Below are 15,601 nucleotides of genomic sequence, written 5' to 3' on the forward strand. Positions count from 1 at the left end.
GATGAGTACGCCGTTCCCGATCCCTGGCCTGGAGTCAGTCGCTGCCCCCGAGAAGCCCGAGACCAAGCGCCGCGGGCCGTCGCGCGAGGAGCTCCTGGAGGGGCTCAACGAGCCTCAGCAGGCGGCCGTGATGCATGCGGGTACGCCGCTGCTCGTGGTCGCCGGAGCCGGGTCCGGCAAGACCCGGGTGCTGACCCGCCGGATCGCCTGGCTGATCTCGGAGCGCAAGGCTCACCCCGGCTCGATCCTGGCTATCACCTTCACCAACAAGGCCGCGGCCGAGATGAAGGAGCGGGTCGAGCACCTGGTCGGCAAGCGGGCGCGGATCATGTGGGTCTCGACGTTCCACTCGGCGTGCGTGCGGATCCTGCGCAAGGAGATCGACAAACTCGGCTTCAAGTCCAATTTCTCGATCTACGACGCCGCCGACCAGAAGCGGCTGATGACGCTGGTCTGCAACGACCTGAGCCTCGACCCGAAGACCTACCAGCCGAAGGCCGTCCTCAACTGGGTGTCCACCCAGAAGAACGAGCTGCGCGACCCGGAGGAGGCCGGCAAGGAGCCGCGCAACCGCACCGAGGAGACCTACGCCGCGGCGTACAAGCTCTATCAGCAGCGGCTGCGCGAGGCGAACGCGCTCGACTTCGACGACCTGATCATGACCGCGGTGCACCTGTTCCAGGCCTTCCCGGAGGTGCGCGAGACCTACCGGCGCCGGTTCCGGCACGTGCTGGTCGACGAGTACCAGGACACCAACCACGCGCAGTACGCGCTGATCCACCAGCTCTGTGCCGAGAACCCCGAGGACCTTGACGGCGAGCGGGTCGAGCCGAGCGAGCTGATGGTGGTCGGCGACGCCGACCAGTCGATCTACGCCTTCCGCGGCGCCAACATCCGCAACATCCTCGACTTCGAGCAGGACTTCCCCAACGCCACCTCGATCCTGCTCGAGCAGAACTACCGCTCGACCCAGACCATCCTGGACGCCGCGAACTCGGTGATCGGCCACAACAAGGACCGCAAGCCCAAACGGCTGTGGTCCGAGGCCGGCAAGGGCGAGCTGCTCGTGGGGTACGTCGCCGACGACGAGCACGACGAGGCCCGGTTCGTGGCCGAGGAGATCGACAAGCTGACCGACGATGCCGGCGTGAAGCCCGCCGATGTCGCGGTCTTCTACCGGACCAACGCTCAGAGCCGGGTGTTCGAGGAGGTGTTCATCCGGGTCGGTATGCCCTACAAGGTCGTCGGCGGAGTCCGGTTCTACGAGCGCCGCGAGGTGCGCGACGCACTCGCCTACCTGCGGATGCTGGCCAACCCGGCCGACGAGATCTCGCTGCGTCGGGTGCTGAACACCCCGAAGCGCGGCATCGGTGAGCGTGCCGAGGCCTGTGTGCAGGCGCTCGCCTCGCGTGACGGGCAGACGTTCTGGGAGGCGCTGCAGCGCGCCGACGAGGCGCCCGGCCTGGCGACCCGGTCGCTGAAGAACATCCAGGCCTTCGTGGCGCTGGTCGAGGAGCTCCAGCAGATGGTGGCCGCGGGCGAGCGGGCCGACGTGATCCTGGAGTCGGTGCTGGACCGGTCCGGCTACCTCGTCGAGCTGGAGGCCTCCGACGACCCACAGGACGAGACCCGGGTGGAGAACCTCGCCGAGCTGGTCGCCGTGGCCCGCGAGTTCTCCGACGATCCCGTGGCGGGTCCGTCCGCCGACCCCGCCGATGTCGACGCCGGGATCGTCGCGCCCGGGCTGCCCGACTTCCTGGAGCGGGTGGCGCTGGTCGCCGACACCGACCAGATCCCGGATGCGCCCGAGGGCGACGACACCGGTGTGGTCACGCTGATGACGCTGCACACCGCGAAGGGCCTGGAGTTCCCGGTGGTCTTCCTCTCCGGGATGGAGGACGGCGTGTTCCCGCACGCCCGGACCCTCGGCAACGACGAGCTGGAGGAGGAGCGGCGGCTGGCGTACGTCGGCGTCACCCGGGCACGCGAGCGGCTCTACCTCTCGCGGGCGGTGATCCGGTCAGCCTGGGGCGCGCCGTCACACAACCCGGCGTCGCGATTCCTCGACGAGCTGCCGATCGACCTCGTCGACTGGCGGCGTACCCAGGCGGCGCAGGCGGTCTGGGACCGGCCGGACCTGGGCTCGGGATCGCGGGCGTCGGGCGGTGGGTTCGGTACGCCGACCGCGGCCGGCCGCCGCAACTTCTCGTCGGCGGCGCTGCGCGCCGATGCGGCGGCGAAGGCGAAGAAGTCCCGCCCGATCCCATCGCTCGAGCCGGGAGACCGGGTGCTGCACGACTCGTTCGGGATGGGCACCGTCGTGACGCTGGAGGGTGCCGCGGACAAGGCGGTGGCGTCGATCGACTTCGGGTCGGAAGGCGTGAAGCGGCTACTGCTCCGCTACGCGCCAGTGGAGAAGCTCTGAGGCGTCTGCTTCAGGGGCGGAGCGGGGTGGACCGGCTCAGCTGTAGACGTCGATGCCGTGCTGGGCGAGAGCGTCGGCAGGGTCGACCGGGTCACCGCCACCGGGACGGACCTCGAGGTGGAGGTGGTCGCCGAAGGAGTTACCGGTCGAGCCGACGTACCCGATGATGTCGCCGACGCGGACCTCCTCGCCCTCCTCGGCCTCGAACGCCGACTGGTGCGCGAACCAGAGTTCGGTGCCGTCCTCAAGCGTGATCACGGTCTTGTTGCCGTAGGCGCCGTCGTACCCGACAAACGTGATCACGCCGTTCGCGACCGCCCTGATCGGGGTGCCGTAGTCGCAGGCGAAGTCGAGGCCGGTGTGGTAGCCGGAGGAGTAGTAGGACGCTCCCTGGCCGAAGGTGTTGGTGAGCCGGTAGCTGTCGACCGGCAGGCCCCACGCGTTCTTCTTGAGCTCGGCGGCTGTCTGCTCGGCGGAGCGGGCCATCGACTCCAGCGCCTGGTTGCGCTGCTCGGCCTGTGCCTCGGTCTCCTCCTGGACCTTGCTGTCGTTGGCATCCTCGAGCGCGTCACGCTCCGAGTCACGGCTGACGATGTCGCGGTCGCCGAGGTCGCCCACGCTGGCGGTCCCGTCGACGCCGCTCAGGGCGCTGGCGCTGGAGTTGTAGCGGAACTGGTCGTCGGCGAAGCCGGGTGATCCGGCGGCGGTCACGGCTCCACCTGCAGCGACCGCAAGCGCGGCGACGCCGGCGAGGATCGGGGTGGAGGGGACGGTGAAAAGGGGTCCGCGAGGTGCGGAGTGCTTGACGGCCTTGCGCTTGCCTGCGGTGCTGGTGGAGCTTGCGGTGCTTCTTGTGGCGCTTCTTGTGGTGGTGGTGCTTGCGGTTTGGAGCCTCTCCGGCGAGCTACGGCGTGAGCCGCGGCGTTCCGCTCGGTGGTTGCCCATGCGTGAACCTCAGCTGTTGGGGGATGTGACAGCGAAGCCCGACTGTAACGGATGGATCACGGGTTCCGAAATCTCTTCCAGCGAAAATGTGGATGACGTGTCCCCGCGAGCGCCTGTTTCAGCGGCCTCAGGCGTGGGATGCCGCATAAATCATCCTTTCAACCCCGGAAAAGCTAGGGTCTTTTCTCATGTTGCGGGTCGTATTCGGCGTGTCGCAAATGTCCGAACCAGCGTACGATGCCCAAGTTGCCCGCCTTCTGCGGGACGCCGGTCACGAGGTCGTGTACGCCGGCGAGGTCGCCACCGCCGCTCAGACTGCCGCGATCGCCGTACAAGAGGACGCGGATGCGGTCGTGCTGGTGGCCGACGATCCTGCCGCTGCCGAGGAGCTGACCGCGGCGCTGGCCGAGTACGACGCAGCCGACGTCGCGGTCCATGTCGTGACTGCTGATCAGCCGTTCACGGTGAATGACATTCTGACCCGCTGACCGAGCTGGCGGACCTCGCGGACCGTCAGCCGCTCCGAGGTGAGCCGGCGGGTCAGCACCGGCGTACCGCCCGTGAGGATCGCCGGCACGACGCTGAGCACCACCTCCTCGAGCAGACCGGCGTCGAGGTACTGCCCCACCAGGTCGCCGCCGCCGACCAGCCAGACGTCGCGGTCTCCGGCCGCGGCGACGATCTCGCGATGGGCCGCCGGCACGTCGCCCTCGGCGAACCGGATGTCGGCGCCGGCCACCGCCGGCAGCCGGCGATGGGTGAACACCCAGGTCGGCCGGTCGCCGTACCACTCCTGCCACTGCTCCGGCCGGGTCTCGAGCTCGTTGTCGGCGATGGCGTCGGCGTACGTCGTGGCCCCCATGACGAGCACGCCGACTCCCGCGATGAACTCCTCCCACGAGTCGTCGTCCTCCGCGTGCGGCACCGCCCGCAGCCAGTCGAGCGACCCGTCGGCATCGGCGATGAAGCCGTCGAGGGAAGTCGCCGTGTAGTAGACGGTGCGTGCCATGTCCCCAGACGCTAGGCCCAGCCGCCGACATTTAGGTTTGGCTGCAGGTTCGTCTGCGCGGCCGGCACGGGCGACATATGATCCACGCGCGCTGACTCGGAAGCGGCTCATTCTCATTCGGTTGTCACCACGGGGGACCCTCACATGCTCCGGCGTACCGCAGCGCTCGCTGCCCTCACTCTCGCGGCCTCACTCGCCGCCGTCATCAGCGCGCCGGCCCAGGCGGCCGACGCCACTTTGTCGGTCCCGGAGTCGCCCACTGGCGATGTCACCGTCACCGCGACGGTCGATCTAGTCGCAGCCCCCTACCTCCAGGTGCAGGCGATCCTCGGCAGTGCGCCAACAGCGCCGTACGACGGCATCGATCCTGCACCGGTCGCTAACCCAGGCGTGCCGGTCGAGATCACAGTGCCGACCTGGGGCCTTCACAACAGAACCGTCACCTTCATTCTGCTGGGCTGCACGACGGCCGACCCCGCAACCTGTGCCAGCGCGCTCGCGCAGCAGACCCGCATTGTCACCCAGGCCGCACCGGCGACCGCGACGGTCGAACTTCCGGACGCCAAGCCGATCTTCCATCCCGAGGACGACGTCTTCATCACCGCGCACAACAGCGATGGCGGTGTCGTCAAGGCGGACTACTACCCGTGGGCCGAAGGATCGCGCTGGTACCAGACGCTTACCCCCGGCGTGCGAACAAAGTTCCTCGCCTTCCCAGAGTCTGAGGCGGGCGACGGAGAGATTGGCGTAAGCCGTTGCTCGGCGCTGACCAACAGGTCTGTCTACTGCGAGCCAGCAGCCCTGACGCCGGTTTCCTTCATCGGCCGTCCGATGGCGTGGATCCTGCGAAGCGACCAAGGCGACGGGCCACTGACCGTAAACCCCACGTGGTCCGGCTCGACCCGGACCTACGAGGCAGTCACCTACGCGGAACGCCTGCCCTATGACCTCTCGTGGGAGCTCCTTGACGGTGATGGCGAGCGGGTGGCTGGTCCGGTTCAGGTGGTCGACGGCGAGACCGACCGCGAATCGGAGTTCGATGTGAGCCCCGGCAAAGAGACAAACGGAGTGCTGCCCGACGGCAACTACGTGCTGAGGCTTACCGCGACCGTTACCCGCGGAGACATCGTCAAGACCGGTTCGCTCGACAGGCACATCACCATCGTCAACGACCCGCCAGCCGACAACCCGAAGCTGCTGTTCGCTCAGCGGATCCTGAGGCCCGGGACGCGCCACGAGTTTGGATCCTCGGCACGTTTCAGTGTGCAGGGCTACCCGGGTACAGCCGGCGGAACGCTCCGGATCCGCAACCGGGCCGGGCGCGTCGTCTTCACTGACGATCTGTGGAACCCGTGTGCCGGCCTAACCACCTGCACCAACCCGATCTGGCGGCCCAACATCTCCATGTTCAGCTTCAATTCGCGCGACGCAGGCACGTACACGGCCGAGCTCACGCTGCCTGACAGCTGGGGTCGGCCTATGACAAAGCAGCTGGGCAAGGTCTACGTTCAGGATGTGGACCCCGTCCGCCGGACCGTGCAACTCACCGCTACCAGCGCCCGAAAGGCCGGAACCCGATTCGCCGGCGCCTGCTCCGCGGTCCGCTCTCCCGGTCCACACCGTTGGCCCGGATCGGTCGGCCTGCTCTCACTGAGCCGATGCGACAACGCCGCCGGCACGCGCGACCAGGCTCGCCAGAACTTCGTGGTGAAGGTCCCCCGAGTGACGGCGGGGTACGAGCGGTTCGGCGGCTACGAGGTGGGCGTGTACGGCGCGGCGAAGGCCGGGTGGCGAGGAGAGGCTCACTCACGCCTGAGTGCCATCGGAACCAGTTGGGGTGCACGCGTCCACTTCTGGAATGGCGTTGGCTGGCACACCGCCGACGAGACCATCTACAACGGGTCTCGCGACCCGCGCGGGCAGACCGTCGAAGTGCGGGCACGAGTACGCGACGGAGCGACCCTCGACCTGCGGTCACTCCGAGTCAGGTTCGTCTACTGGGTTTGGCGGACCGTGCCGTAACCCATCGGCGTCGTGGCGTGCGTCACGTCGAGCCCCAGAGCGTGGGACCGACTCGGCTTTGGGCGGCGTACAGGTCTAGGGTGCCCCAAGGAATGACCAGCGGAATTCCCGGACTGTTACGAACTTGAAAAGGACCTGGGTGTCGTGGACCTGATGGAGTATCAGGCGAAGGAGCTCTTCGCCAAGCACAACGTGCCGGTGACGGTTGGCACGGTGATCACGAAGGCCGAGGACGCTGCTGCGGCGGCGGAGGCCAACGGTGGCCGCGTGGTCGTGAAGGCGCAGGTGAAGATCGGTGGCCGCGGCAAGGCCGGCGGCGTCAAGCTGGCCGCCGACCCGCAGGAGGCGGTGGCCAAGGCCGAGGAGATCCTCGGCATGGACATCAAGGGCCACACCGTGCACCGGGTGCTGATCGCGCCGGCCGCCGACATCGCGGAGGAGTACTACTTCTCCTTCCTGGTCGACCGCGCCAACCGCAACTACCTCTGCATCTCCAGCATCGAGGGCGGCGTCGAGATCGAAGTGACCGCCGTCGAGAACCCGGACGCGGTCGCGAAGATCTCCATCGACCCGCAGACCGGCGTCGACGACGCCAAGGCCGCCGAGATCGTCACCGCCACCCGGTTCCCGGCCGAGGTCGCCGACCAGGCCAAGGACCTGATCAAGAAGCTGTGGGACGTCTTCATCAAGGAGGACGCCACGCTGGTCGAGGTCAACCCGCTGGTGAAGCTCGCCGACGGCAGCCTCGAGGCGCTTGATGGCAAGGTCTCCCTCGACGGCAACGCCGAGTTCCGGCACGAGGACCACGCGGCGTTCGAGCTCACCGAGGACGAGGACCCGCTGGAGCTCGAGGCCAAGGAGAAGGACCTCAACTACGTCAAGCTCGACGGCTCGGTCGGGATCATCGGCAACGGCGCCGGCCTGGTGATGTCGACGCTCGACGTGGTCGCGTACGCCGGTGAGAAGCACGGCGGCGTGAAGCCGGCGAACTTCCTCGACATCGGTGGCGGCGCGTCGGCCGAGGTGATGGCCAACGGTCTGCACATCATCCTGGGCGACCAGCAGGTCAAGTCGGTGTTCGTGAACGTCTTCGGCGGGATCACCGCGTGCGACGCGGTTGCCAACGGCATCGTGGGCGCGTTGAACACCCTCGGTGACGAGGCCAACAAGCCGCTGGTCGTGCGCCTCGACGGCAACAACGTCGAGGAGGGCCGGCGGATCCTCAACGAGGCCAACCACCCGCTGGTGACCCTGGTCGACACCATGGACGGCGCGGCCGACAAGGCCGCCGAACTCGCGCACGCTGGCGCCTGAGAGGACTGAGAGACATGGCAATCTTCCTCAACGAGAACAGCAAGGTCATTGTCCAGGGCATGACCGGCTCCGAGGGCATGAAGCACACCACGCGGATGCTCGCCTCCGGCACCAACATCGTCGGCGGCGTCAACCCGCGCAAGGCGGGCGAGACGGTCACCATCGAAGGCACCGACATCCCGGTCTTCGGCTCGGTCGGCGAGGCGATGGAGAAGACCGGTGCCGACGTGTCGGTCCTCTTCGTGCCGCCGGCCTTCACCAAGGCGGCCGCCATCGAGGCGGTCGACGCGGGCATCGGCCTGGCGATCGTGATCACCGAGGGCGTTCCGGTCCACGACACCGCCGAGTTCCGTGCGTACGCCGAGGCGAAGGGCACCACCCGGATCATCGGTCCGAACTGCCCCGGCATCATCAGCCCCGGCAAGTCCAACGCCGGCATCATCCCGGCCGACATCACCAAGGCCGGCCGGGTCGGCCTGGTGTCGAAGTCGGGCACGCTGACCTACCAGATGATGTACGAGCTGCGGGACTTCGGCTTCTCGTCGGCGGTCGGCATCGGCGGTGACCCGATCATCGGCACCACCCACATCGACGCGCTGCAGGCCTTCCAGGACGACCCAGAGACCGACGCGATCGTGATGATCGGCGAGATCGGCGGCGACGCCGAGGAGCGCGCCGCGGCGTACATCAAGGACAACGTGACCAAGCCGGTCGTCGGCTACGTCGCGGGCTTCACCGCGCCGGAGGGCAAGACCATGGGTCACGCCGGCGCGATCGTGTCCGGCTCGTCCGGCACCGCGCAGGCCAAGAAGGAGGCCCTCGAGGCCGTGGGCGTCAAGGTCGGCAAGACGCCGTCCGAGACGGCCGCCCTGATGCGCGAGATCCTTCAGGGAAGCTGACGCAGTACCCCCAGTCAAAGAGGCGGCCCCCGGCGATTTCGCCGGGGGCCGTCTCTTTGTGTGGAGGTGACATACGATGCCGCCGGTCGGGTGCGTCGTGCGCCCACTTCGGGGGGAGTCCCATGCTTCGTCGTACGACGTCCGCTGCCGCTGCCGCGCTGGTGGTCGGGCTCCTCAGCCTGCCCGCATCGCCCGCTCAGGCCGAGACAGTTCTCACCGTTCCTGAGGCACCGTCCGGGGACACGGTTGTCACTGTCGCCACCGATCCGGCCACTGCGCCCTATGTGCGCGTGCGGCTGGTGCTCAAGGATCACGCCTGGGTCCCGCCGTCGTCGGCCAGCGTGATCGGTGGCGACCCGGTTCCCAACACCGGGGAGCCGATCAACGTGACCGTTCCCACCTGGGGCATCGGTGAGGGCACTATCGCCCGCTTCCAGGCTCTCGGCTGCCAGACGGCGGAGGTAGCGTCCTGCTCGGCGACGCTGGCCTCCGCCGACCACGCCATCACTCAGACCGCCGCGTCGAGCGCGACCATCACCAAGCCCGACGGGGTGCTCCTGCTGGCGCACGAGCAGCTGACCGCCCGCGCGGACAACGACGGCGGCGGCCGGATGCTGGCAATCAGTGAAGGTCGCCGCAGTGAGCTGCCGAACGGCGTGGCGACCGACGTTTCCGACGTGCTGACGGGCACGGAGGGGTACAACGACGTCGAGGTTCGGCGCTGCAGCGCCGTGACCGAAGACAGCTCGTACTGTGAGGCAGCGGATGCAGCGAAGAACGTCACCTGGTTCCGCACGATCGAGTTCAGCCCCAGCCTGGAGAGACCCGATCCCACCGACTGGAGCAACACCATGCCGTTCACCATGAACTCGACATGGTGGACGGGAGCGCAGCGCGTCGGGGCTCGGGGGTGGTGGGAGGGGCTGGACTTCGACCAGACGTGGCAGATCCAGACCGAGGCCGGACAGGTCCTCGCCGGGCCCGTGCACGCAGTGCCTGCCGACACCTATGACTCCTGGGTCACCGTCGACCCGGGGAACCACGCGCCGAGCGGGATCCCCGACGGGACCTACCGGCTGGTGTTCAAGACGACCGTGCACAAGGGCGACCTCTCGATGTCCGGCGAGTCCGAGGTCCCGATCGAGGTCGTGAACCGGCCGGCCGCCGATCCGCTGCCCCGGATCTACAAGGCGGAGCGCGTCGTCCGGCCCTACGAATGGGTGATGGCGCGGTTTGCCGTCGGCGGCTTCCCCGATCCACGTGAGCAGACCCGCTTCATCCTGCGGAACTCCGCCGGGCGGGACGTCCGGCATCAGTCGATGACGCACAGATGTGACCGAGACATCGACCTGTCGTGTCCGCGTGGTGCGATCTACAACCACGAGGTGCATCCGTACGGCGACAACAACCACCTGCTTCAGCCTGGTATCTACCAGGCGCGGATGGTCATGCCGAACAGCTGGGGACGGCTGATCACCGTGCCGCTCGGCAGCGTCTACATCCAAGAGCTACGGATGGTCTCCAAGACCGTCGCCATCAAGCCGAAGGCGGCCCTCCTGCGTCGTCAGTCTGCGGTCGGTCGCTGCTCCCGCACCTGGAGCCCAGGGCCGTCGGGCAAGCCAGGGTCGATCTGGATGGTGGCGGGCGCGCGGTGCGGAGGTACAGCCGATGTCGTCCGGCAGACATTCGCGGTGCCGGTGCCGTCGTGGCAGAGCAACAACTTCGACTCCATCTTCTCGATCGACGTGGCCGCAGACCTGGCGCCGCGCGGCGGTCGAGGCACCATCCGCCAGCACTGCCTGCTGCCGACGCAGCGCTCGTGGCGCGACCGGGGTCTCGTCTCGAGCGGCGGTGCTCGCACCGTCTGTCGTGCCTTCGACATCAGCGACTTCCCGGTCCGTCGGCCCTACACAGCGTTCCGGCTACGGGCGGCGAACGGGGCAGCGCTCGAGGTGAAGACGATCCGGGCGAACTACCGATACCTCATCTGGCACACACCCCGCTGACCCTCAAGGATCAGTGGAAGTCCCACATCCCGGCGCCAACCGCAGCCTCGCCGGCCTCCTTCGCCCTCGCGGCCTGTCCGTCGGAGGTGGCCCAGGTCCCTTCGGCGTACGACACCACCACCACACGGTTGCCGAGGTGGGCGATCGTCTCGTACTCGATCATCGACCCGTCGCATCCGTCGAGGCAGACGTTGACGACCGAGCGGTGGGCTTCGTGGGCGTCCGCGACGTCCGGGCCGTTGGTGATCCTGACCGGCTTGGCCGGCTCTGTGACCGACGGCGGCATGGAGCCGACATCGGAGTGCGTCGCCGGGCAGCTCTCCAGCCAGCCGAGCAGGGTCTGGTACTGCGCGCCCGCCAGCTCGATGTCGCTGAACTCCATCACCGCGACGTTGACCTGGCCGCCCAGGTCCTCGGTCCCTGGCATCGCGGCGCTGAACTCGGCCGACACCATCTCGGCCGGGTCGAGGGACTTCAGCCAGTCGCCCTGGCAGCTCAGGGTGGGAATCTCCTGGGGGTCGACCCTCTTCCAGGCGGCCAGGCCCGGGACCTTCGGCAGGCTGTCGGCGGTGACCAGGTGGTCCTCGATCAGCACCTTGTTCGCGGTCGGTTCGTCGGTGGGCTCCTCGGTCGGCTCGCTGGTCTCCGGTGCCTCGGGTGACTCGCTCTCCGACTTCGACGGCTCCGGCTCGTCGGCGGGCTCCTCGGTCTGCTCGTCGGTCGGCTCCTGCTCGGGGTCGTCGTTCGAGCTGGCGTCGCTGGGCGACTTCTCGCCGTTGTCGAACCCGGTGGCGACGGCGTACCCGGTGCCGAGCAGGACGCCGAGGACCGCGACCACGACCAGGGCGATGACGGTACGGCGGCGCGGAATGCGCGGCCCGGGCCCGTCGGTGGCTTGCTCTTCCATGTATTCCCTCATTCGCTGTTCGCTCGTCGCTCGGCTAGCGCTTCTCGGGTAGGAAGACGCCCGCTGCGGAGAATAAGTTCTCCGTCAGCAGCCTGCCTCGGTGAACACACACATGTGCGGGATCAGCTTGCCGGCGAGCGCGGTGCGCACCGGCAGGTCCCGCCGGGCCGAGTCCAGCGTCCCGTGGGTCGACTCGTCGGTAAGCAGGACGGCATTGCCGACCCGCACCACCTGGTAGGTCTCGGCGCCGAGGCCCTGCTCCTGGTCGCTCAGCGCGAAGGTGACCGAGTCGTCATAGCCGGTGTCCGCCTCCAACGGTGTGATCGTCCGTCCCTGCCCGGTGTCCGGACAGTCGCTGACCGCGGCCCGCAGGCCGGCGAGATAGTCGACAGCGGCATCGACGCTGGGGAAGGTGACCAGCTCCCGGGAGTCGGCGTACTCCGGAGCGGTGTACGTCGTCGCCAGCCTGCCGACGTGCCCCGAGGGGCGCAGCGACGTGCCACAGAGGTCCAGCTCGTTGACGCCCCGAGCGGTCGCGCTCGGCCCGATGATCTCGCTGTCGGCGTCGGTGGCCTCGAGATCGACGCCGATGGGGAAGTCCTTCGGAATGTCGGTCCGGGCGTCTCCGGGCGGCTCGCTGCTCGGCGCCTCCTGTGCGCACGGTTCGGCGGCGAAGACGCACATGGCCCCGAGCGGAGGATCCAGCTGGGCGCGATGTTCCGCGGCCAGCTGGTGCACGTCGATGTCCTGATCGCTGGAACTGCCATCGTCGAGGAACACGGCGTTCCCGACGCGGACGACATGCAGCACCCTGAGGGAGTTGGCCGGGTCGCCGTTGTCGTCGTAGGTGGTTTCGACCTCGAAGGCATCTTCGCCGCCGTCCAGGTCGTTGACCTGGTGCAGGGAGGCGGTACCACCGCCGGTGTCCTGACGCGGGCACGCCTGATAGGCCTCCCGCATCGAGTCGAGGTGTGCCTGCGCCGTCGTGTCGTCGGCGAAGAGCCGGACCTCCCGCATGCGGAACTCAAACTGCTCGATCGCTGCGGTCAGCCGGTCCGCCGGGTTGGCCACCCCGACCTCATCGGCGCACGCGTACAGCCTGAGCGGGTCGACGTTCCGGTCAGGGCCGACGACTCGACCCGGCACGCTGGTGGACTCGCCACCACCGGACAGGCCCGGCTTCGGCCAGCCCTGCGCAAGCGGGAAGTCATCGGGGATGCGGTCCAGCCAGTCCGGGGATGGCGATGGCTCGGGTGCCGGCTGGGTGTCGCCGCCGGTGAGGTTCTGTGCGGCGACCACGGTCGAGGTGGCGATCACGGCAACCGCGGCAGCGGCGGCGACGGCGACCAGGCCCTGCCGCCGGCGACGCAGGCGGTCGCCGCGGCGCCGTACTTCGGAGGCGGGGAGCGGGTGCACGGGGTCTCCTTCGAGGGAGAAGTTCTCGAGGTCGCGGATCGGGTCGCGGTCAGACATGGCTCGCTCCTTCCTGGCCGTTCCAGTTGGGCGGGGTGGTATCGGGTGCGCCGAGCAGCGCAGCGAGGGCGGTCCGGCCGCGCGAGAGGCGGGCCTTGACGGTGCCCTCGGGAGCGCCGACCTCAGCCGCCACGTCCCGGACCGGCAGGTCGCAGAGGTGGTGCAGCACCAGCGCCCGGCGCTGGTCCTCGGGCAGCTGCCGGAGGGCAGTCACCAGGGTGACGTGTGCCTCGGACGGTGCCGAGGTGTACGCCGCCGCGCCGAGTGCCCGGTCAGCCGGCTTCCGGGCGTGCGTCGTACGTCGCCAGCGGCTCACCGCCAGCCGGTATGCCGTGGTCCGCACCCACGCCTCGGGATGCTCGGCCCGGTCCAGCTTTCGGCGGTGCGCCCATGCGCGCACGAACGCCTCCTGTACGCATTCCTGCGCCTCGTCGCGGTCCCCGATCATCGCGTAGAGCTGGCCGGTGAGCCGTCGGAAGGACGCGGCGTAGAAGTCGTCGAACTCTCGTTCGTCCATCGACTCGCCCCCTGTTCGGCCGGCCCACCGTAGGGCCGGTCGGGGTGGATACGCGCGGCCAGGTCCTACGGTTGCATGCCGCGGCCAGAAATGCGGGGCGTCAGCCCTTCGCCTCCGGCATCACCGAGATGCGGTCGAGAGCCCGCTTCATCAGCGCCTCGAAGTCGTCGGGCGTGAGGCTGGCCCGGGGTGCGGAGACGAAACCTATCTGGGCGACCACCCGTCCCTTGCGGATGACGCCCATCAGCGAGCCGACGGTCTCCTTGTCCAGCTCGGTCTCGAGCTCCCAGGTCACGACCTCGCGCTTGCGCCCTGGAAGACTCGGCCCGGACACGACCGTCATTCCGGCGTCTCTGTCCTCGCAGCTCTCCAGCTTCCCCTTGATCCGGCGCACGAAGTTCTTGGCCGCGCCCGAGCTGGGTAGGACGCCGATGGTCTCGTCGATTCCGAACCGGATGCTGAGCTTGGCTCGCTTGTCGATGAGGAACGTCCGGGTAATGCCGTTCTTCACCGGTTTCTTGGCGAAGCTCGTCTTGTCGCACCGCGCCCACGACGAGAGGCCGGGGTTCTTGGTGGGTTTGCTCGGATCGGTGCCGTACCAGGGGAAGCCGACGTCCTCGACCCGGGGCAGGTCGACCTCGGACAGCAGCGCCGGCTCCTCACCGATCGGCAGCGGCGGGATCTGCCGGATCTTCGGCGATCCCGCGCAGGTGCCGGTGCCCGGCTCGCCGCAGAGCCGGTTGATCGACGCGGACAGCACGAACGACATCGGCCCCATCGCCGCCGAGCCGGCGCCGGGGAGCTTGCCGAAGGTGGTGGTGGTCACTCGACCGGTGCGCGCGATCCCGACCGAGTACGTCGTCGTTGGGCGCCGCCAGGACCGGAGCGCGAAGATCATCGCCTCGTCGCCGACACCCTTGACCGACTGGGTGGAGATCAGCTGCACCTGCGACTCATCGCAGGCGGCGTACCAGGAGACGGTCCGGTTGAAGCCCGTCTCGGCCGCCTTCTCGGAGGCCGACAGCTCCGAGATCTGGGTGACCGACGCGGCCGGCTTGTTCTTGGTCGACTTGCCCGGGAAGCTGCGGATCAGCGAAGACTTCGCCATGGCATCCGCGAACCGCGACTGCCGGCAGGGCAGTCTCGCCGACCGCTCGTCGGTGTTGCTGGCGGTCGTCGGTGTACCCCACGCGTTGGACGGGGCCAGCCGGTCGACCTGGCTCGGCTCGAGCAGCTGCTCGGAGTCCAGCTCGGGCTGCGGGACCGACGCCTTGGCCGGGCCCGGCGTCGGCGAGCCGATCAGCCGCTCGCCGGCCAGCGACGCGGAGTCGCCGTCGTCCTGGGTCACTACGACGCCGGCGCCGCCGAGCACTGCGAGCCCCGCGAATACGCCGACCACGGTGTGCACGCGGCGGCGGGCGGAGCCGGAGCGCCGGATGATCGTGGGCCGGGGGAGCTGGGTGCCCTCGCCGCGCTGGGTCAGCCCGGAGAGCAGGGCCGGCAGGGTCAGCGCGGGCTCGCCGCGGTGGTTCTCGAACCGCTCGGTCGCCTCGTCGAGCTCCTGCTCGACGACCCGCTGGGACTGGCCGACCTCGCGGGCGATGTCGCTGATGTGCAGCCGGACCAGGTGGCGCAGCAGCAGGATCTTGCGCTGCTGCAGCGAGAGCTGGCCGAGGGACTCGAAGGTCGCGGCCAGCGACTCGTCGAGAGCCTTGTCCTTGTGCCAGATCCGGGCGCTGTGCTTGCGGACCGCGTTGCGCCAGGCGACCGGGCGAATCCAGTCCTCCGGATCCGTGCCGGAGTGGGTCACCTTGCGCCAGTGGTGAGCAGCTTCGACGAACGCGTCGCGCACCCCGGCGCGGGCCGCGGGGAGGTCGCCGGTCAGGGCGTAGGTCTGCATGAGGAGTCGGTCTCGTGCAGACTTGTAGAAGTCGTCGAACTGATCGGGGTTCCTCATGACGCCCACCACCGTACAAGCCGATCGGCGTGGGAACGGCATCGTCTCGACCGGGCAGGCGATGATGGAGGGGTCATGACCTCGCTGCTATCCGGTCCCTCGAGCCCCTCTGCGGCGTCGTCCGATT

General features: G+C 68.7%; 12 protein-coding genes. 6 read left to right on the forward strand and 6 right to left on the reverse strand.

What is annotated here, in order from left to right; translation table 11 throughout:
• Window position 1 precedes the first annotated feature (1 nt).
• Window positions 2-2,425 (forward strand): DNA helicase PcrA, encoded by a 2,424-nt coding sequence (gene pcrA / locus DDV73_RS25245; protein ID WP_109510044.1) that lies wholly within the window; start codon window positions 2-4, stop codon window positions 2,423-2,425.
• A gap of 36 nt (window positions 2,426-2,461) precedes the next feature.
• On the opposite strand, the gene DDV73_RS25250 is transcribed toward pcrA, so the two are convergent.
• Window positions 2,462-3,136: a M23 family metallopeptidase gene (locus DDV73_RS25250; protein ID WP_206051089.1), complete on the reverse strand. Its 675-nt coding sequence runs from the start codon at window positions 3,134-3,136 to the stop codon at window positions 2,462-2,464.
• A gap of 452 nt (window positions 3,137-3,588) precedes the next feature.
• Between DDV73_RS25250 and DDV73_RS25255 the strand changes: the two genes are divergently transcribed.
• On the forward strand, window positions 3,589-3,858 hold the full coding sequence (locus DDV73_RS25255; protein WP_109510046.1) for a hypothetical protein: 270 nt from the start codon (window positions 3,589-3,591) through the stop codon (window positions 3,856-3,858).
• On the opposite strand, the gene DDV73_RS25260 is transcribed toward DDV73_RS25255, so the two are convergent.
• Window positions 3,822-4,379 carry a dihydrofolate reductase family protein gene (locus DDV73_RS25260; protein WP_109510047.1) on the reverse strand — a complete coding sequence of 186 codons (558 nt, stop codon included), beginning with the start codon at window positions 4,377-4,379 and terminating at the stop codon, window positions 3,822-3,824. The two genes, DDV73_RS25255 and DDV73_RS25260, sit on opposite strands and share 37 nt — an antisense overlap.
• 144 nt (window positions 4,380-4,523) lie before the next feature.
• On the opposite strand from DDV73_RS25260, the gene DDV73_RS25265 reads away from it, so the two are divergent.
• The 4 genes from DDV73_RS25265 to DDV73_RS25280 all read left to right on the forward strand — a co-directional run bounded on the left by DDV73_RS25265 (window position 4,524) and on the right by DDV73_RS25280 (window position 10,620).
• Window positions 4,524-6,401, forward strand: a complete 1,878-nt coding sequence (locus DDV73_RS25265; RefSeq protein WP_109510048.1) for a hypothetical protein — start codon at window positions 4,524-4,526, stop codon at window positions 6,399-6,401.
• Window positions 6,402-6,545: 144 nt separating this feature from the next.
• The gene (gene sucC / locus DDV73_RS25270; protein WP_109510049.1) at window positions 6,546-7,715 is read left to right on the forward strand and encodes an ADP-forming succinate--CoA ligase subunit beta; all 1,170 of its coding nucleotides are present in this window, start codon (window positions 6,546-6,548) and stop codon (window positions 7,713-7,715) included.
• Between the two features lie 14 nt (window positions 7,716-7,729).
• Entirely contained in the window at window positions 7,730-8,614 is an 885-nt protein-coding gene (sucD, locus tag DDV73_RS25275) for a succinate--CoA ligase subunit alpha (RefSeq protein ID WP_109510050.1), read from the forward strand.
• Window positions 8,615-8,736: 122 nt separating this feature from the next.
• Window positions 8,737-10,620, forward strand: a complete 1,884-nt coding sequence (locus tag DDV73_RS25280; protein ID WP_154402905.1) for a hypothetical protein — start codon at window positions 8,737-8,739, stop codon at window positions 10,618-10,620.
• A gap of 10 nt (window positions 10,621-10,630) precedes the next feature.
• On the opposite strand, the gene DDV73_RS25285 is transcribed toward DDV73_RS25280, so the two are convergent.
• The 4 genes from DDV73_RS25285 to DDV73_RS25300 all read right to left on the reverse strand — a co-directional run bounded on the left by DDV73_RS25285 (window position 10,631) and on the right by DDV73_RS25300 (window position 15,474).
• Window positions 10,631-11,527 (reverse strand): hypothetical protein, encoded by an 897-nt coding sequence (locus DDV73_RS25285; protein ID WP_109510052.1) that lies wholly within the window; start codon window positions 11,525-11,527, stop codon window positions 10,631-10,633.
• Between the two features lie 84 nt (window positions 11,528-11,611).
• On the reverse strand, window positions 11,612-13,000 hold the full coding sequence (locus DDV73_RS25290) for a hypothetical protein (protein WP_109510053.1): 1,389 nt from the start codon (window positions 12,998-13,000) through the stop codon (window positions 11,612-11,614).
• Window positions 12,993-13,517: an RNA polymerase sigma factor gene (locus tag DDV73_RS25295; protein WP_109510054.1), complete on the reverse strand. Its 525-nt coding sequence runs from the start codon at window positions 13,515-13,517 to the stop codon at window positions 12,993-12,995. The genes DDV73_RS25290 and DDV73_RS25295 overlap by 8 nt, the downstream gene beginning before the upstream one ends.
• A 100-nt stretch (window positions 13,518-13,617) precedes the next feature.
• Window positions 13,618-15,474, reverse strand: coding sequence for a sigma-70 RNA polymerase sigma factor region 4 domain-containing protein (locus tag DDV73_RS25300; RefSeq protein ID WP_154402906.1), 1,857 nt, complete (start codon window positions 15,472-15,474; stop codon window positions 13,618-13,620).
• Between the last annotated feature and the right edge of the window lie 127 nt (window positions 15,475-15,601).

Source organism: Nocardioides speluncae, from assembly GCF_003121585.1.
Taxonomy (GTDB): domain Bacteria; phylum Actinomycetota; class Actinomycetes; order Propionibacteriales; family Nocardioidaceae; genus Nocardioides; species Nocardioides speluncae.

Bases quoted from the DNA above. Each gene is read 5' to 3' on its own strand.
- DDV73_RS25285 (WP_109510052.1), bottom strand. From the start codon at position 11,527: ATGGAAGAGCAAGCCACCGACGGGCCCGGGCCGCGCATTCCGCGCCGC.
- DDV73_RS25280 (WP_154402905.1), top strand. From the start codon at position 8,737: ATGCTTCGTCGTACGACGTCCGCTGCCGCTGCCGCGCTGGTGGTCGGG.
- DDV73_RS25290 (WP_109510053.1), bottom strand. From the start codon at position 13,000: ATGTCTGACCGCGACCCGATCCGCGACCTCGAGAACTTCTCCCTCGAA.
- sucD (WP_109510050.1), top strand. From the start codon at position 7,730: ATGGCAATCTTCCTCAACGAGAACAGCAAGGTCATTGTCCAGGGCATG.
- DDV73_RS25295 (WP_109510054.1), bottom strand. From the start codon at position 13,517: ATGGACGAACGAGAGTTCGACGACTTCTACGCCGCGTCCTTCCGACGG.
- DDV73_RS25255 (WP_109510046.1), top strand. From the start codon at position 3,589: ATGTCCGAACCAGCGTACGATGCCCAAGTTGCCCGCCTTCTGCGGGAC.
- DDV73_RS25265 (WP_109510048.1), top strand. From the start codon at position 4,524: ATGCTCCGGCGTACCGCAGCGCTCGCTGCCCTCACTCTCGCGGCCTCA.
- DDV73_RS25260 (WP_109510047.1), bottom strand. From the start codon at position 4,379: ATGGCACGCACCGTCTACTACACGGCGACTTCCCTCGACGGCTTCATC.
- pcrA (WP_109510044.1), top strand. From the start codon at position 2: ATGAGTACGCCGTTCCCGATCCCTGGCCTGGAGTCAGTCGCTGCCCCC.
- DDV73_RS25300 (WP_154402906.1), bottom strand. From the start codon at position 15,474: ATGAGGAACCCCGATCAGTTCGACGACTTCTACAAGTCTGCACGAGAC.